The 18426-nt window shown below is 36.3% G+C and carries 16 protein-coding genes; 6 read left to right on the top strand and 10 right to left on the bottom strand.

Annotated features, from left to right (window positions below; all coding sequences use genetic code 11):
• The first annotated feature begins 66 nt into the window (after positions 1–66).
• Positions 67–681: a PH domain-containing protein gene (locus tag ASG31_RS09600; protein WP_056031220.1), complete on the top strand. Its 615-nt coding sequence runs from the start codon at positions 67–69 to the stop codon at positions 679–681.
• Between the two features lie 76 nt (positions 682–757).
• Here ASG31_RS09600 and ASG31_RS09595 read toward each other — a convergent pair whose 3' ends face one another.
• From ASG31_RS09595 to ASG31_RS09575, 5 genes are all read right to left on the bottom strand, one after another.
• The gene (locus tag ASG31_RS09595) at positions 758–1303 is read right to left on the bottom strand and encodes a hypothetical protein (RefSeq protein ID WP_131725529.1); all 546 of its coding nucleotides are present in this window, start codon (positions 1301–1303) and stop codon (positions 758–760) included.
• Between the two features lie 165 nt (positions 1304–1468).
• A complete protein-coding gene (ade, locus tag ASG31_RS09590; protein WP_056031214.1) occupies positions 1469–3097 on the bottom strand; it encodes an adenine deaminase in 1629 nt (542 codons plus the stop codon).
• Between the two features lie 67 nt (positions 3098–3164).
• Entirely contained in the window at positions 3165–3599 is a 435-nt protein-coding gene (locus ASG31_RS09585) for a hypothetical protein (protein ID WP_131725528.1), read from the bottom strand.
• 47 nt (positions 3600–3646) lie between these two features.
• On the bottom strand, positions 3647–4939 hold the full coding sequence (locus ASG31_RS09580) for a helix-hairpin-helix domain-containing protein (RefSeq protein ID WP_056031202.1): 1293 nt from the start codon (positions 4937–4939) through the stop codon (positions 3647–3649).
• Positions 4940–5011: 72 nt separating this feature from the next.
• Positions 5012–5356 (bottom strand): MerR family transcriptional regulator, encoded by a 345-nt coding sequence (locus ASG31_RS09575; RefSeq protein ID WP_056031435.1) that lies wholly within the window; start codon positions 5354–5356, stop codon positions 5012–5014.
• Positions 5357–5539: 183 nt separating this feature from the next.
• Between ASG31_RS09575 and ASG31_RS09570 the strand changes: the two genes are divergently transcribed.
• A complete protein-coding gene (locus ASG31_RS09570) occupies positions 5540–6430 on the top strand; it encodes an SMP-30/gluconolactonase/LRE family protein (RefSeq protein WP_056031199.1) in 891 nt (296 codons plus the stop codon).
• 57 nt (positions 6431–6487) lie between these two features.
• Here ASG31_RS09570 and ASG31_RS09565 read toward each other — a convergent pair whose 3' ends face one another.
• Together ASG31_RS09565 and ASG31_RS09560 are read right to left on the bottom strand one after the other, a co-directional pair.
• Positions 6488–7795, bottom strand: a complete 1308-nt coding sequence (locus ASG31_RS09565) for a DEAD/DEAH box helicase (RefSeq protein WP_056031196.1) — start codon at positions 7793–7795, stop codon at positions 6488–6490.
• A 61-nt stretch (positions 7796–7856) separates the two neighbouring features.
• On the bottom strand, positions 7857–8411 hold the full coding sequence (locus ASG31_RS09560) for a hypothetical protein (protein WP_056031191.1): 555 nt from the start codon (positions 8409–8411) through the stop codon (positions 7857–7859).
• A gap of 112 nt (positions 8412–8523) precedes the next feature.
• On the opposite strand from ASG31_RS09560, the gene ASG31_RS09555 reads away from it, so the two are divergent.
• From ASG31_RS09555 to ASG31_RS09545, 3 genes are all read left to right on the top strand, one after another.
• Positions 8524–8946, top strand: coding sequence for a PaaI family thioesterase (locus tag ASG31_RS09555; RefSeq protein ID WP_056031189.1), 423 nt, complete (start codon positions 8524–8526; stop codon positions 8944–8946).
• Positions 8947–9148: 202 nt separating this feature from the next.
• Positions 9149–9493 (top strand): phage holin family protein, encoded by a 345-nt coding sequence (locus ASG31_RS09550; protein ID WP_056031432.1) that lies wholly within the window; start codon positions 9149–9151, stop codon positions 9491–9493.
• Between the two features lie 236 nt (positions 9494–9729).
• Positions 9730–11724, top strand: a complete 1995-nt coding sequence (locus tag ASG31_RS09545) for a S9 family peptidase (protein ID WP_056031184.1) — start codon at positions 9730–9732, stop codon at positions 11722–11724.
• A 343-nt stretch (positions 11725–12067) separates the two neighbouring features.
• Here the strand turns inward: ASG31_RS09545 and ASG31_RS09540 are convergent, their stop codons facing one another.
• Positions 12068–12346 (bottom strand): rhodanese-like domain-containing protein, encoded by a 279-nt coding sequence (locus ASG31_RS09540; RefSeq protein WP_056031182.1) that lies wholly within the window; start codon positions 12344–12346, stop codon positions 12068–12070.
• Positions 12347–12455: 109 nt separating this feature from the next.
• On the opposite strand from ASG31_RS09540, the gene queG reads away from it, so the two are divergent.
• Positions 12456–13394 carry a tRNA epoxyqueuosine(34) reductase QueG gene (gene queG, locus ASG31_RS09535; protein ID WP_056031179.1) on the top strand — a complete coding sequence of 313 codons (939 nt, stop codon included), beginning with the start codon at positions 12456–12458 and terminating at the stop codon, positions 13392–13394.
• A gap of 396 nt (positions 13395–13790) precedes the next feature.
• Here the strand turns inward: queG and ASG31_RS09530 are convergent, their stop codons facing one another.
• Together ASG31_RS09530 and ASG31_RS09525 are read right to left on the bottom strand one after the other, a co-directional pair.
• Positions 13791–15260 carry a TolC family protein gene (locus ASG31_RS09530; protein ID WP_056031176.1) on the bottom strand — a complete coding sequence of 490 codons (1470 nt, stop codon included), beginning with the start codon at positions 15258–15260 and terminating at the stop codon, positions 13791–13793.
• On the bottom strand, positions 15253–18414 hold the full coding sequence (locus tag ASG31_RS09525; RefSeq protein ID WP_056031172.1) for an efflux RND transporter permease subunit: 3162 nt from the start codon (positions 18412–18414) through the stop codon (positions 15253–15255). The genes ASG31_RS09530 and ASG31_RS09525 overlap by 8 nt, the downstream gene beginning before the upstream one ends.
• Between the last annotated feature and the right edge of the window lie 12 nt (positions 18415–18426).

The following is an 18426-nucleotide window of genomic DNA, read 5'->3' as shown; positions in this document are numbered from 1 at the left end:
TTTCTCTTTTATTTCACATATTTTCTTAATTTTATCCATCAATAAACTGCAAATTATAATAAAATTATGTTTAAAAAATTAGCTGCGGAAGCTTTAGGACTGGGAGATATTGGTAAGATTATTCCCGCTCAGGATTATGACAAAGTAGATTCTGATGATTATATTCTATCTGAAGATAATGAGAAAATTTTCTTTTTGATTAAATCCCGTAGAGACGAATATTGCTTCACCAACCGTGCTTTAATCCATATAGATGGTGCAAGTGCGATTGACAGAAAAAGAATTCTGAGAAGATATGAATACTATCAATTTCCATTCTCGAATGTGACTCTACAAACTGCGGGTACCATCGATTTGGATGCTGAAATTGCATTTAATATCGGGAATGTCCCTTTAATGATCAGCGTTGCGAAAGGTCAGATTGATCAGCTGAAAGATTTGTATAAGGCATTGTTGGCGATTCAGCAGGAAGTTCATCATAATCATTCTTTGTTGAATTTTTCCAATGACAGTATTTTGAAAGCCATCGGTAGTGTCGCTTCAGGAAAGCAGGAAAACGTTTCAAAAAGTCAGGAACTAAAGGCAATCAACGAATATATTTTTGCCTGGAACACCAACAGTTTCGACAGATATACTCAGAAAGATTTTTCTAAAATTTTTGAGAAGTATATTAATAATTAAGTTTGTAAGTAATTACAAAAAAGAATCCATTTCAAATATTTTGAAATGGATTTTTATATTTTATCCTACCATTCTTTTAACTTACCCAATGGTCGTAAGAGCGGATGATTATCCATTTTCCGTCAACTTTTTTATAAATAGCAGTAGATCCATCGGCAGCTAAAATTCCACATGATGTTGAATTTTGAACTACACAAATAGTTTTATCCTTCGTGAAGAAAGGAACTGAATATACTTTCACACATTTACCTTCAAATCTTTTATTAAAATTCGTCCAAAACTTTTCTACTCCATTGCTTCTCATGTTGTAAAGTTCTTCAGCTGTTACGTATTGTATTTTTGAATGTATTTTTGATGAATCAAGTTTAAAACGGTAGTCAGTTTTTTCCTGAGTTTTGTAAAAAGATGAATCCTCAGCTTTAAATAACGAATCATATTTTAAGTCTAGTCCTAATGGTCGTTCTTCATCAATATCATTAATAATAGTTACAGGCAGTGTACCTTTACTGTAAACAAAATTATTAAAGTGTGAAGCAATACTATCTTCTTTAATTAATTGATTTAAAACTTCATACTTTAATGATAATATTTCATCTTCTGGAATAGACTTTATTATTTCCAATTTCTTGTTTTGCTTACATGATATCAAAGCAGTAAAAAATAGAATCAAACAATATTTCGCATACTTAAAAACCGATGAATACTTTAGCATAATTTCTTATTTTTTTATTATTGAACTGGGTATGATGAGAGTAAGTGTGTTTTATTTACTTTACTAAATCAGTTTTTACTTCACAAAAACATCAGTAAACTCAAAACTTTTACCATTAAATAAACCTTTATCACTAAGTTTCAGTTCAGGGATAACTAAAAGTGCCATGAAAGACAAACTCATGTAAGGTGCTCTCAATTTGCTTCCCAATTCTTTGGCTCTTCTGTCCAATTTAATATACAATTCAGCCACTTCTTCAGCAGGAAGGTCAGTCATTATTCCTGCAATGGGTAATTCTAAGACCAATTCTTCGGCTTCTGTAGCTAAAGAAATTCCCCCTTTTGCTTCGATGATCGCGTTCACAGCTTTACAAATGTCATCATCATTCGTTCCAACGACAACAATATTGTGACAGTCGTGGGCAACACAAGATGCAATAGCTCCGCTTTTTAAACCAATATTTTTAATAAAAGCTATGGCTGCAGGAACATCACTGTATCGGTTGACTACAGCAATTTTAAGAATATCTTCTTCAATATTGGATTCCGCAAAACCATTTTTCTCAAGTGATTGTGCGTGAATTTCATGCGTGATCAACTGCCCGTCAAGTGCTTCTATCACCCGAATTATATCTCCTTGAGTTTTAATTTTAAAATCAGAGGGTTGCTTTACACTACAGTTGAAATTATTCACAATCGGAGCTTCAACAGACTGAATGAAAGATTGTCCGTTCTCTGCAACCAATTTTCCCTTGATGTAGGTTTTTAAAATATTAAAATCTTCCAGATTATCAATTTCAATAAAATCTGCATTGTCACCAACCTGCAATAAGCCAATAGGTAAATTATAATGTTGAATTACGTTGTAAGATGCAGCACGAAGTACATCATATAAGTTATGACCAGCTGCTAAAGCGCGTTTTACATGGTCATTGATATGAGATTCAATTAAATTATCGGGATGTTTATCATCACAGCAAAACATGATCTGGTCGGGATAATCTTTCAAAAGTGGAATCAAAGTATCAAAATTCTTTGCCGCACTGCCTTCCCTGATCATAATTTTTACACCATGTTTCAGTTTCTCCAAAGCTTCGGTGTGGCCAAAACATTCGTGGTCTGTAGTAATTCCGGCATCGAAATATGTTTTCATACCTTCACCCATTAGTCCTGGAGCGTGACCGTCAATAGGTTTGTTATTTTTTTTGGCAAAATCTATTTTCTTTAAAACCTCTTCATCCTTATAAATTACCCCAGGGAAATTCATCATTTCAGCCAGGTAAACGATTTCTTTTCTGTCCAATAATTTGTTAATGTCATCAGCATCAATTACAGCTCCCGCAGTTTCAAAATTCGTTGCCGGTACACAGGACGGAGCTCCAAAATAAAAATGAAACGGAACTTTCCGGGCATTTTCAATCATATAATCAACACCCGAAACGCCCAAGACATTGGCAATCTCATGGGGATCAGAAATAGTTCCTACAGTACCGTGTTTTGCGGCAATTCTGGCAAATTCTGAAGGGACGAGCATGCTGCTTTCAATGTGAACGTGCGCATCGATGAATCCAGGAAGAATGTACGAGTCTAATTGCTCGTCAATCCTTTGTATTGAAGCTATTCTTCGGTTATCCACAGATATTTCTGCAGGAAAAATTTCCCTGGAAATGATGTCTATTAAATTTGCCTTTAATGTAAAATTCATTTGATTTGATTAAAATAAATAATTCCTAATCGTGAAATTAGGAATTATTATTTGATTTTGTTTAAAATTAATTTTTTACAACCTGCGCATGCTGTCTTACGATGGTTTCACCGTTGTTATCTATTACAACCAATGTGTACGGTGCTTTTTTAGATGAACTTGTAAGATAATTTCTCCAAACCTGATAAAGTGTTCCGTTATTATTAAATTCAAAATAATAATTTCCTCCTGATCCATCCGGAATGACATCTCCGTCGGAAATAATCATCGCTGGCTTGGCAGATATTTTCGTACTAGCTCCCCAGGATTGATAGAGATAATTTCCATTGGGTTGTTTGTCAATTTTTATTTTAAACTTTTTAGTTTTAATAATAACCGTTTTGGGTACTTTCTCCTGTTTCTGAGTGGTAACTTCATATTTTGAAGTTGTCTTAAAGTCACTTGGCATTGAGAAAGCTATACCAGGTAAAATGCCTAAGCATAAAATTATTTTCGTAATCATATTGTTTGATTGTGAGTTGAAAAATGAAATCAAATCTAAAGCCAATTTTATTTTACGTAAAGCCTCATCCTCGCTTCATATTCAGGTTTCACTTTGATGAATTTCCAGATTTTCCTGTCGTCGGGATTGCTTATTCGGTAATAGATAATCTTATCTGCAGAATATTTAAAATAAGGATGATTTTTCAGCCATTCTTCCGGTGCTTCTGCAAGTGAGTATTTCTGCACCTTAGAAACATCAAGAGGTGCTGAAGTCACCAGTTTGTGAGTCAGTTCCTTATCAATATTATAAGTGTCTAGAATTTGTTCTTTCGTAACAAATCCGCCAAGTTTTTTTCGAAAACCGACAAGCGAACCGGCTGCTTTTTCATCAAAACCGTACTCTAGAAGTTGTTTAAATGTAATTGAATTTAAATCTGTTTTTGTGAAATCGGTCTCTTTAAAATTTTCAGATTTTGAATCATTTTTTACCTGAGAAAGCTTGATGTAAGGTTTCATCTCATTGAATTTATCTTCATTAATGACGAAACAGTTTTTAATATCATCCAAACTTTTGAAACTGCCTTTGAGATTTCTGTCACGGTAATTGACAATTACATTCGCCTGTTTTTCAGAAAAACCTAAATTTTCCCAGCCTGCACGGTCGAGTTCGTTGGGATTGAAAGGTTTGTAGTTAATTTTTTCTCTAATGGTATCTTTCTTAAATCTGTTTTTAGCAAAATTTTCGGGAGTTTTTGCCGGAAGAATGAGATAGGGCTCAAGTTTCTGATAATTTTCATCGCTGATGATAAAGCATTCTTTGAATTTCTCTTTGCTCACAAAACTTCCGCCGAGATAATTTTTGTATTTTAAAATTGCCGAAGCCTGTTTTTCAGAAAAGCCCATTTGTTCCCAATTCGATTGAGAATAATGATCAGGATTGAATTTTTCAGTAATGTTCAGCTCTTTCCTGTTGAAACTTCCGTTTTCAAATTTGGTGAGTTTTCCCTCTTTATTGGTTTCTGGAAGCTGAATGAAGGGTTCAATGTCACTGAATTTTTCCTCAGAAATAGAATAACATTTTTTAAGCTGTTCTTTTGAAATAAATCTTCCGCCAACAATTTCTTTATACTTTAAAATTGTAGCGGTCTGTTTCTCAGAAAATCCCAGTTTTTGCCACTGATCCGCTGATAATTCGTTTGGATCAAACTCAGAAAGAGGTATTGATTCCGGAGTTTCAGTCGTAAATCTAAGTTCGGGGAATTTTTCATCCTTACTTTCGGCGTATTTACTGTACATCGAAAGGATTGCCAGAAGCATTGCAAGAATTGTAATCTTTGTATAATAGTTTTTTCGCATCATATAATAAATTTAAGAATTATTTTAATTCGAAAATCATTATCTGATGATTTATTTTCGGGAAATATCAGGATTTTAGCTTTCGTCTTTTTCTGTAAGAGAGTCTTTGAGCTTCAAAAGTTCAGCCTTTACAAATTCCAGACGGTCGATAAGCGTGACGGTTTCAGAGATTTTTGAATTGGTCGTCAGTGCGATTTTTGCTCCATCCAGCGTATATCCTTTTTCTTTAACCAAATGGTAAATGATCTGCAGATTTTTAATATCCTCAGGCGTAAAATAGCGGTTCCCTTTTTTGTTCTTTTTGGGTTTGATAATCGGGAATTCCTGCTCCCAATATCTTATCAATGAAGTGTTTACGTCAAAAGCCTTGGCGACTTCGCCAATAGAGTAGTAGAGTTTGTCTGGTAAATTGATCTTCATTAACTTAATTTTGATTTTTGAGCTCCTGCCGTTGTCAACTTTGTCAAAGTTTCTGCATGATGCTGATAACTTTGACAAAGTTTTCAAGGGAAACACTTCTTTTGCCTGAATCAGAATTTTCAAAGGTAATTATTTTTTAATCCACTTCGCAAGTCGTAAATTGTAAACTTTAAATTCAGAAGAATGAAAAATATAATGAAAGCGGCCTTGATTGGTTTGTTTTTAGCATTTCTCAGTTGCAAATCAACAAATTACAATGCTATGTTTGAAAACACCGAACCGAAATTAATTTCAGATCAGTTTAAATTCACCGAAGGTCCCGCAGCCGATAAATCAGGAAATGTCTATTTCACGGATCAGCCTAACGACAAAATTTTTGTATGGAACTGGAAAACAGACAAAATCGAACTCTTTTTAGACAAAACAGGTCGTGCCAACGGAACTTATTTTGATGAGAACGACAATTTAATTACCTGTTCAGATAACGAAGGTGAAATCTGGGAAATCAAAAAAGATAAATCTGTTCAAGTTTTATCCAGAGGTTTTGAAGGAAAGCGATTAAACGGTCCAAACGATCTCTGGCTGGATGGAAATGGAGGAATTTATTTTACAGATCCTTTGTACAAAAGAGATTACTGGGAAAACTTCAAAGTCGAAATTCCTGAGAAAAATTTATATTACAGAAATAAAAGCGGAAAAATTTCTAAGCTGGAAACTTATGTACAACCCAATGGGATTATTGGAAGTGTCAAATTGAAGAAACTTTACGTCTCAGATATTGATGCCGGAAAAATCTATGTTTACGATATTTTAGGAGACGGAAAATTGTCTGAAAAGAAATTATTCTGCGACATAGGTTCAGACGGAATGACTTTAGACAAACAAGGGAATTTATATCTGACCGGTGATGGCGTTACGGTTTTTAATAACAAGGGAGAAAAAGTTCACCACATCAAAATTCCTGAAGATTGGACAGGGAACGTAACTTTTGGCGGAGAAAAAAATAATATTCTGTTTATTACAGCTTCAAAATCGGTTTATACTCTGCCTACAAAAACATCTGCTATGAAATAGGTTAAGGTTAAGGTTAAGGTTAAGGTTCTTTTAATCAGCCTTAACCTTAGACTAAACCTAGTAAGCCACCTCCATTTTCACTTTCTTACCTTTCAGTTTTTCAGTGCTTAATTTTTTAAGCAAATCTCTCACTTTCGTTCTGGAAACTGCAACATAAGACGTTGTGTCTTTCACTTCAATAAGACCTAAATCTTCTTTCTGCAGTTCGCCTTTTTTTAGTAAATATCCTACGATATCTACCTTGTTTACTTTATCTTTTTTTCCGGCGCTGATGTATATCGTCTGAAATGGCGGATTGGCAGGAACTTTAGAAAATTCTTTTACAGATTCTTCAGGCGTATCTTTTCTGATGAAAGGGAATTTTTCATCTTCTGTTATCACCAAATAGGCAAAACCTTTGGCATTCATTCTCGCAGTACGGCCGTTTCTGTGAATAAAAGCGTCTTCTGTGGTCGGTAACTGGTAATGAACAATTGATTCAACTTCAGGAACGTCTAAACCTCGTGCAGCCAAATCGGTTGTGATTAAAACTCTCGCCGTATCATTTCTGAATTTCAGCAAAGCGCGCTCTCTTTCGTCCTGTTCCATACCCCCGTGGAAAGTTTCTCTGGCGATTCCTTTATCCAAAAGCAGATCGGCAATACGGTCAACGGTTTCTCTGTGGTTACAGAAAATCAGCGTTCTTTTATTTCCGATTTTACAGATCAAATGAAATAAAGTTTCGAGTTTTTCCTCGGAAAGCGTCATCACTTTTCTCAGCTGAATATCAGGTTTATTTTCTCCTAATTTTAAGAAATCAACGATTTTTTCATCTTTTAAACCTGTAAACTTCGGAATTTCATCCATTGAGGTTGCTGAAGTCAGGATTCTTTGGTAAAGATTGTACATGTTTTCGATAATGTATTCCATATCTTCATGAAAGCCTAATTCCAAAGCTTTATCGAACTCATCTAAAACCAGATTTCTAATGGTTTTTACCTCAATGTTTTTATTTTTAAGATGATATGCAACTCTACCGGGAGTTCCTATTAATACAGCAGGAGCTTCTTTTAGATTATTCATTTCAATCTTTTTATCGTGACCGCCGTAGCAAACCGTCACCTTAAAATCGGTACCCATCGATTTGAAAACCTGCTCAATCTGCAAAGCCAGTTCTCTGGACGGAACAAGAATGACAGCCTGAATTCCCGTAGCTTCTTTCTTCAAATTTCTAAGAACCGGAAACAAAAAAGCAAGCGTTTTCCCCGAACCGGTAGGCGAAAGTAAAACAACATCTGTATTGTTTTCGGTAGTTTTATATGTAGATTTCTGCATCTGATTCATATCCTGAATCTGCAGTTTTTTGTAAATAGCTTCTAATTCCATTTTGCAAAGGTAGGGGATTTTGTTGTAGCTTGCATTTTGCGCCAGTTATCTTTTTAGTGGGTTATTGTACTTTTTCAATTTCCAATTCATTAGAATTTTTAGAATTTTTAATTTTGAAATATTGAATTGTCACTATTTTGTCACTGGACACTCTGTCAACCTTTGTGAGAACAGAAATGTCTCCATTACTGAAATAATTACAGATTGAATCTGCTTCTTGTGTATTCGGATTGTAAAAAATCCAATCACTTACCCTAACTAATTCTCCTTTCTTATAATTATAGAAAAATGAACCTTCGCTTTCCTTTTTTCCATTTTCTAAATAGCACTCTCCATTAAAAACATTTGGATTTTTAAGTATTTTAGCAATGATTTTCGGTTTTTTATTTGGATAATATTCAATAAGTTTTACGATAAGACTGTCTTTAAAATCAGTTTCAGTTATTACTAAATCTGTTTCCTTATCAAACACTTCCAACTTTACTTTTGAATTATTTTTGAAGTGTTTTTTAATATAATTCTTACCACCATTTGCATTCATCTCTTCAATTCTATTTGGATTTTTTTTGCAACCGATTAAAGTGAATACTGAAAATAATAAAAGTAAATTTTTCATTTAAAGTTTTGGTTCAAGTGAAACAAATTTTTAGGAATTCAACAAAAATAAGTAAACTATTTTAAAATAAATTATAGAAATTTGCATTAATACTCAAACACTCCAACCCAGCATGACTCCCGAAAAAATAAAACTCATCACCGACAGTTTCAACCGTTCAGAAACGTTGAAATTCTACAATGCCGAACTTCTGGAAGTAGAAACCGATTTCGTCTCCATTAAAATTCCAAAAATGGAAATGATGACCCGAACTGCCGGAATGTTCAATGGTGCAATGATTGCGTCTTTGGTAGATGTTTCTTCTGGTTACGCAGCGGTAAGCCATTATCCCGAAGATGCCTATGTGGTGACAGTCGAATTGAAAGTAAATTATCTTCGTCCTGCGATCGGCGATGCGTTGGTTTCAAAAGCGTTTGTCGTAAAAGGAGGAACTAAAATAAGTGTCATCCGAACTGAAATTTATACCGTGAATGAAGATGATTCTACTGAAAGCCATGTCGCAACGTCTTTGGTTACGATGATGAAAATTAAATAAAATTAAAGCAGACTATTGGAATAAATCTTGTTAAGACTGTCAAAAAAATCTTTAACAAATTTTCAAGACATTTTTCTTTACCCCAACCCTAAAGGGTGGAAAAATATCTTAAAAAATTTCATCAAAATTACTCCCTTTAGGGTTGGGGTAATTAATTTTGATGAAATTTTGGCTAACTGAAAATAAATTTAAACATAAAAATATGAACATAATCATCCGACTTTTCATCACCGCAATCGTAGCATTTCTACTGACAAAAGTGCTATCAGGTGTGCATTTTGACGGTTTTGGCGGGGCGGTAATATTTGCCATTGTTTTAGGCGTTTTAAACTTAATTTTAAAACCTATTCTCAGTCTTTTCGGTCTTCCGTTAACGATTATTACACTCGGATTTTTCGCTTTGGTCATTAATGCAATTATTATTTTAGTTGCTGATTATTTCATTGATTTCATGAAAGTCGATGGCTTTTGGTGGGCATTTATTTTCAGTATTTTGCTTTCTATCATTACATCTTTGGCGAATTCAATGTTTGCTGACAAGGATTAAATAATTTAGATACATTTCTAATATGATACAACCCTGCCAGCGATCAAAACGCTGGCAGGGTTTTTTAAATTTGTCAGTAATATTCGCGAATATGGTTGGTTGAAATTAATGTTCAAACTAAACTAAATCCACAATTTCCTCGCTCAATTTTATTTTAAACATTAACTTTGGCCTTCTTTGAAATTAATATGAATTGATGAATGAAAATTCTGAAATTCTTTTAAAATGATTCTTTTATGAAATTAAAACACAGTCTGCTCGCTTTGGCAGCACCTCTTTTAATGAATGCACAACAAGTAATGACTCCTGAAATTCTCTGGACTTTAAAGAAAGTTGGAGTTCAGGCAGTTTCTCCGGACCACAATTCACTGATGTACAAAGTCGGACAGGTCGATTTAAAAACTGAAAAAACAAAAAACGAAAGCTATTTTTTGAATGCCGTAAATAATCAGTCTTCCAAAATTGATTTAGGTAAAAAAGCACTCGTGCAGTGGGATAAAAACGGTTTGTACGCTCAGGAAGGTGACAAAATATCCCTTTCTAAAGACAGTGGAAAAACATGGACAGAATTTTACACCATCGGCGAGGTGGACAATATTGTTATTTCTCCGGACGGCAAGAAGATTGCGTTCAGCAAACAGGTTTTGGTTGAAAAATTAATGGGAAAAGATAAATATTCCGATACTCCAAAAACGACTGCGCAGGTGTATACCGATTTGAATCACAGGCATTGGGATTATTTCAATGAAGGAAAATACAATCATGTTTTTGTAGTGAATACTTCTGCAACTGTAGATTCAGCAAAAGATTTGCTGGAACGAAAAACCTGGGATTCACCACAAAGACCTTTCGGTGGAGCTGAAGATTTCGTTTTCAGTCCGGATTCTACTCAACTTTTATATGTGACAAAACCAAAAAGCGGTAAAGAATATTCTACCAGTACTAACACTGATATTTTTGCCTACGATTTGGCTTCAGGAACAACTAAAAATTTAACTGAAACGAATAAAGGATATGATGTGAATCCGAAATTCAGTCCGGACGGAAAATCTTTGCTTTGGCAGAGTATGGAGAGAGATGGCTACGAAGCTGATAAAAACGATATCAAAATGATGGATTGGAAATCAGGGAAGTTATCAAACCTTACAAAAGCCTGGGACGAATCTGTGACGGGAGATGTGTTCTGGAGCGGCGATTCAAAATCAATCTATTTTACAGCGGCTTTCAGAGGTACAAAGCAGTTGTTTTCTTTAAATCCTAAAGATTCAAAAGTTCAGCAGATTACTAAAGGTGATTTTGATGTGAATGAAATTTTTGCAGACCAGAAGAGTTCGCTTTTAGTTTCTAAAACAGACATCAATCACGCGTCAGAAATTTTCTCGGTCAACCTTAAAAACGGAGAATTAAAGCAGATTACCGACGCCAATAAAGATACTTATACAAAATTAGCACAGGGAAAATCTGAACTGAAAATGGTGAAAACCACAGACGGAAAAGAAATGGGCGTATGGTTTCATTACCCGCCGAATTTTGATCCAAACAAAAAATATCCAACTTTAGTGTATTGTCAGGGTGGGCCACAATCAGCATTAACACAATTTTTCAGCACCAGATGGAATTTTGCATTAATGGCAGCCAACGGATACATCGTGGTAGCACCAAACCGCCGCGGAATGCCGGGGTGGGGAACAAAATGGAACGAAGAAATCTCCAGAGACTGGGGCGGACAACCGATCAGAGATTATTTGGCAGCGACAGATTTTGCCAAAACTTTACCGTATGTTGACGGTGATAGAGTAGCGGCAGTTGGCGCAAGTTACGGTGGTTACAGCGTTTTTATGTTGGCAGGAGTTCATAATAACCGATTTAAAACATTCATTGCTCACGACGGATTGTTTGATATGAAATCATGGTATTTAACGACCGAAGAACTTTGGTTTGCCAACTGGGATTTAGGCTCTCCGTGGGAAAAACCTTTACCAAAAGCCTACACAGAATTTAATCCAAGCAATTTTGTAGATAAATGGAACAAACCCATCATGATTTTCCAAGGCGGAATTGATTTCAGAGTTGGATATGAGCAAGGTCAGGAAGCTTTCCAGGCAGCAAAACTGAGAGGGTTAAAATCAAAATTCGTCTATTTCCCGAACGAAAACCACTGGGTACTTCATCCGCAAAACGGTTTGGTTTGGCAGAGAGAATTTTTTGACTGGCTGAAAGAAACTTTGTAATTAAAAGCTTAAAAAGCGGTTTTTTTTCATAAATCCGCTTTTGTTCTATATTGTGAAAAGTGCCTTAAACCGATTTGGCGATGCAGAAGTTCAGCTGAGTTTGGAAGCTGTAGAACCACAGAATTTAAATATTGTTATTGACAAGTCAAAAATAAAATTTCAGGAATGATTTTTTTGAACCCTGTAGATTATTTTCATCAGACTTGTGTGGATTTTCATTGAAAAGAAGTTATGGTTTTAAAAAACCTTGTCAAGGTTATAATCAGTCTGTAGATTAATCTTGACAAGGTTTATCGCGGGTATTTTAAACAAAAAAAGGAACCTTTCAATTCCCTTTACATTTTTACAAAGCCGATTTCAAATCAGCCCATCCGCCACCGTTGTAACCTTCTTTCAAACCCTGAGAATTCAGGTATTCCAAAGCTTTTCCGCTTCTGTTTCCGCTTCTGCAGAAAAGGATGACCGGTTTTTCGATAGAAAGAATTTCATCCTGTCTGTCTTCCACTTCGCCCAAAGGGATATTTTTAGCACCTTCGATGTTTCCGTCCATTTCCAGTTCCATAGGTTCACGAACGTCTATTAATGCGTAGTTTCCGGATTTTATTACTTCTTCTAATGACATAATTTTAGTATATTTAATGTTGATAAAATGATTTTTGTGGATGCTTTAATTTATGTAAAATCAAAGTCACACAAATTTATAAAATAATCTTAGTTTTGCAAGGTAAATAATGAATGCCAACGCCGAAAAATACAGTCAGCTCATCAAATCCAAAGCAAAAAGTTTTGGCTTTCAGGATTGTGGCATTTCGAAGGCAGAATTTCTTGAAGAGGAAGCCAGACCACTCGAAAACTGGCTCAAAAATAACTACCACGGCGAGATGAAATACATGGAAAATCATTTCGACAAAAGGCTTGATCCGAGATTATTGGTGGAGGGTGCGAAATCTGTTATTTCATTGTCTTATAATTATTTTCCTGAAGAAAAAATTTCCACTTTAGACAATTTTAAAATCTCAAAATATGCATATGCTGAAGATTACCACGAAGTAATCAAGGAAATTTTAAGGGATATGGTTGCTGAACTTCAGGAACAAATAGGTGAATTTTCTTTTCGTGTTTTTGTAGATTCAGCGCCTGTTTTGGAACGGAGCTGGGCAAGAAAATCAGGAATTGGCTGGGTGGGGAAAAATGCGAATTTAATAACAAAACAAAGCGGTTCGTTTTACTTTTTAGCTGAAATTATCTGCGATCTCGAACTTGAATCTGATCATCCAACCACCGATCATTGCGGAAGCTGCAGAAAATGTATCGATGCGTGCCCAACGGATGCTATTATTTCTGAAAAACTTATTGACGGCAGCAAATGTATTTCCTATGCGACTATCGAATTAAAAAACGAAATCCCCGATTATTTTAAAGATAAAATGGATGACTGGATGTTTGGCTGCGATGTCTGTCAGGATGTTTGTCCGTGGAACCGTTTTGCCGCTCCGCACAGTCAGCCTAAATTTAAACCGAATGATTTCCTTAAAAACCTGAAAAAAGGCGAGTGGAAGGAAATTACTCAGGAATTATTCTCTGAAATCTTCAGAAAATCTCCCGTAAAACGTACAAAATTTGCGGGTCTGAAAAGGAATATTGAGTTTTTAAATGGTAATTCAATTTGAATAATTTTAAACCATTAAGGTCATTAAATTCTTAAGTTTTATTAAGGGTTTACGAGCAAATTTTAAGTGAGGTGTAAATATAGTTTAGTATATAAGATTCAAATTCTCAAGTCTTTTCACGTAGTTTTAACGACATAGGAAGCGAAGGCGTTAAGAAATTTTGAATTATTTTCGTTAAGAAATTTCCACTGTTTGAGTGGCGGCAAAAATATTTCTTAATGATTTCAAGACGTTGTTTCCGGCCGAGTTTGGAAATTTTAGAAAATAATTTGAAATTTTAGCCGCAGTTTCCAAGTCTTGAACTTTTGGTTCTTTTGTTTCAAGACAAAAGAACATAAAAAAGCTGCCCCAATACATCAGGACAGCTACGAAAAAAAAACAATGATAATGATGAAATTACCTTTTGATAATGTTCGGGTTCTGAACGGGTTGCTGATCCCATCCGCCACCTAAACTTCTGTATAAATTTACAGTTGCCTTCAGCTGTTCAACTTTAGTTTCTACCAGTTCAAACTTAGCTTCAAGCGCATCTCTTTGGGTAAGTAAAACTTCCATATAATCGGCTCTTGCGTATTTGAAAAGGTCATTTGAAATGTCAATAGACTTGGTTAAAGCGTCCACTTCCTGAGATTTCAGCTCATAACTGCTCTGCAGATTTTTGATATTAGAAAGCTGATTGGTTACTTCCACATAAGCATTCAGTATTTTCTGCTCATACTCAAATGCTGCCTGGATCTGTCTCGCATTGGCATTCGCATAACCCGCTTTTATCGCATTTCTGTTAATAATCGGTGCAGTGAGGTCGCCTACAAGATTAAAAATCAAAGATTTAATATCGAACAGATAAGCAGGATTGTAAGCATTAAAACCAACTCCGGCAGTAATATCTAATGAAGGATAAAATCTCGCTTTTGCAGATTTCACATCAAATTTTGATGCTGCCAGCTGGAATTCAGCCTGTTTGATATCTGCTCTGTTTTCCAGTAGATCTGATGGAACTCCTGCAAAAACAGTCTGTGGCACAAGATTATCAAACTGATCTTCAGAACGCTCTACATGCTGAGGAAATCTTCCAACCAGATAATTAATCTTGTTTTCAGTCTCCGTGATTTTCTGACGGATTTCAAACTGCATACTTTGCGTTTTCAAAACCTGAGCTTCAAATCTTTTTACGGCAAGCTCGTTTCCTCTGGCATTTTGTTTTAAAATTTTCACAACACGAAAAGCATCATTCTGAATTTTAATATTTTGCTCCAGAATCTTTAATTCATTATCAAGGGCCAAAAGTTCGTAATAAGAATTGGCGATTTCAGAAATAATATTGGTGACCATAAAATTTCGTCCCTCAACCGTTGAAAGGTATTTCTGAACCTGTGCTCTCGTTGCATTATGAAGTTTACCCCAAATATCGGTTTCCCAATGGGCATAAGCACCGATTCCGAAATCAAAAAGTGGTTCCGGCATTTCTTTTCCGGGTCTGATTTCCGTATTCGCTTCCATGGCGCCAATGTTGGTGTAGCGACCCACTTTGTCGACGCCAGCTCCGGCTTTTCCGCCAACAAAAGGTAAATATTCTCCTTTTCTCGCACGGATTTCATTTCTCGACATTTCCACTTCCTGAAGAGTGATATTCAGTTCCTGATTGTTTTGCAAGGCTGTTTCAATTAAACTCTGCAGTTTTTCGTCAGCGAAATATTCTTTCCAGCTTAGTTTTCCGGTGTTGGTGCTGTCGCTCACTGCTGTCCCGAAGTTTTCCGGAACGTTTTTGTTTTCAACATGCTTCGCAACTTCCATCGGTTTGCAGGCAGCTAAACTTAACATCAGGACTGCAAGACCTGCGTTTTTATATATGTTTTTCTTATTCATAATGGATCATATCATCTGTTAGAGGTAATGATTCTTCATTTTTAATCATCTTTCTGCCATCAGCCATTTTTCCGAAAATATAGTATAATCCAGGAATGATGACAACGCCGAGCACGGTTCCGAAAACCATTCCGCCCATTGCAGATGCTCCGATGGTGTGATTTCCTATGGCTCCCGCTCCGTGTGCAAAGATTAGGGGAATCAAACCAGCAATAAATGCAAATGAGGTCATTAAAATTGGTCTGAAACGTGCTTTCGATCCTTCGATTGCTGCTTCAAAAATGGATAGTCCTTCCTGCCTTTTATGGACGGCAAATTCTACGATTAGAACTGCATTTTTACCCAGGAGACCAATCAACATGATGAGCCCGACCTGTGCGTAAATATCGTTCTGAAGTCCCATCGCTTTAAGTAAAAAGAAGGAACCGAAAATTCCGACGGGTAGCGATAAAATCACGGCAAACGGAAGAATAAAACTTTCGTACTGCGCCGCCAAAACCAGATAAACGAAAATCAGAACGACTAAAAAGACGTAGACAGATTCATTTCCTTTTTTAGCTTCGTCAAAAGAAAGTCCTTCCCAAGCCACTTTATAACCGTGAGGTAAATTTTTTGCGGCTACTTCATTGATTGCTTTAATTGCATCTGCGGTAGTGTAACCATCAGAAGGTAGTCCACGAATCGCTGCGGAATTGTACATGTTGTAGCGTGTGATTTCGTTCGGACCCTGCGTTTTTTTCATGCTCATAAAGGCGGAGTAGGGAACCATTTCGTCTCTGTCGTTTTTTACATAAAGATTTAAAATATCTGTAGGCAGTTTTCTGAATTCCGGCCCGGATTGTACATAAACTTTGAAGAATTGCCCGAATCTGATGAAGCCCTGTTCGTAGGTACTTCCCACTAAAATATTCAGGTTTTCCATCGCTTTTCCTATAGAAACGCCTTTCTGCATCGCTGCATTATTATCGAAAACCAATTCATATTGCGGATAGTTGGCTGCGAAAAAAGTGAAAACTCCGGTCAGTTCTTTTCTCTTTTTAAGTTCTTTAATGAAAGATTTATTAACTTTATCAAAATCCTGATAATCTGTAGTTCTGTTCATGTCTAAAAGTCTCATCGAAAAACCGCCAGACGATCCAAAACCGGGAACAGCAGGAGGTTCAAAGAATTCAATAGTGGCGCCCAGGCCTTTGGTTTTTTCTTCCATTTCTTCCATTACTTCTTTCACAGAATGCTCACGGTCGCCCCATGTTTTCAGGTTGATCAGACACGTTCCGGCATTCGAACCACGACCTTCCGTCATAATTTCGTAACCGGCAAGTGAAGAAACAGATTCTACACCGTCAACTTTCATACAGATGGCCTGTAAATCTCTCGAAACCTTATTGGTCTGCTCTAAAGTAGAACCCGGCGGCGTCTGGATAATCGCATAAATGGTTCCCTGATCTTCGCTTGGGATAAATCCTCCCGGTAACGTTTTGTTTTCGATAAATATTCCAACACAGAAAACGGCAAGAATTCCCCAGGTAAGTCCTTTTCGGCTCACAATTTTTCTCAGGAATGAAGTGTATTTTCCTGTCAGTTTATCAAAACCTCTGTTGAAAGAATCTATAAATTTTGTGAAGAGATTCTTTTTCTTTTCCTGACCGTGATTATTCTTTAAAATCATTGCTGCAAGAACAGGAGTAAGCGTTAAAGCAACTACTGCTGAAATCACAATTGCGCTCGCCATCGTTATTGAAAACTGACGGTAGAAAGTTCCCACAGGTCCTGTCATAAATGAAATCGGTAAGAATACCGAAACCATTACTGCAGTAATTGCGATAATCGCTCCCGAAATTTCTCCCATTACTTCTTTTACAGCCAGATACGGTGTGAGATGTTTCTCTTCCATTTTCGCGTGAACGGCTTCGACGACGACGATGGCATCATCCACCACAATTCCGATGGCTAAAACCAGTGCGAAAAGTGTTACTAAGTTTATTGATAATCCACACAACTGAATGAAAAAGAATGCTCCAATTAATGAAACCGGCACGGCGATAATGGGAATCAGAGTTGATCTCCAGTCACCTAAAAAGATGAAAACCACGATGGCAACCAGGATAAATGCATCTCTCAAGGTATGAACAACCTGCTCAATAGAAGCATCAAGAAACTGAGAAACGTCGTAAGAAACTTTGTAATCTACGCCTGGTGGGAAGTTCGGACGCATTTCTTCAAGTTTGGCTTTTACCTCTTTAATAACGTCATTGGCATTACTTCCGTAGTTTTGCTTTAAAACGATTGAAGCGGAAGGATGACCGTCAAGATTAGAATAAATATCAAAAAATTCACTTCCCAGCTCAACTTTTCCAACGTCTTTTAATTTTACATTTTCACCTTCAGAATTGGCTCGTACGATAATGTTTTCGTACTGTTCAGGAGTGTTGTACTGACCTTTGTAGGTTAGAACATATTCTAAAGACTGGGCTTCAATTCCCGAACTTTGCCCAATTCTTCCGGGACGTCCGATGATGCTCTGTTCGCCAATAGCCTTCATCACTTCATCCGTCGAAATATCATAAGCACGCATTCTGTCGGGATTAAGCCAGATACGCATCGCATATCTTCGGCTTCCCAAAATCTGGGATTTTGCAATCCCGTGAATACGGTTGATTTCAGGAATAATATTGACTGTAGCATAGTTGTAAAGAAACTTTTCGTCCATGCTTTTGTTTTTGCTGTAAAGATTCACATACATCAACATACTTGGTTGAATCGGGTTTACCACAACACCTTCTTTCTGTACCAAAATAGGAAGAAGCGGCATCACCTGATCAATTCTTGTTTTAACCAAAACTACCGCCTGGTTGGGATCTGTTCCCGGCTCAAAAACTACGTTGACGGTAGCTTCACCGGCACTTGTTGCGTCACTCGTTACATAACGCATTCCCTGGACTCCATTGATGGCGTTTTCTATGGTAATTAAAGAAGATTTAACCAAGACATCAGCACTTGAACCTGGATAAGCTATAGTTACAGCAACGGTAGTCGGGGCAATCTGCGGAAACTGTTCAGTGGGAAGCTGTTTTATAGAAAGACCACCTACAAAGAGGATGATCACCGATATTACTATTGCAAATACCGGTCTGTGTATTATTTTTTTAAACATGATTTTCTGATT

This window comes from Chryseobacterium sp. Leaf404 (genome assembly GCF_001424145.1).
In the GTDB taxonomy this organism is placed as follows: domain Bacteria; phylum Bacteroidota; class Bacteroidia; order Flavobacteriales; family Weeksellaceae; genus Chryseobacterium.
This window is presented reverse-complemented; position numbering and strand designations above follow the sequence as displayed.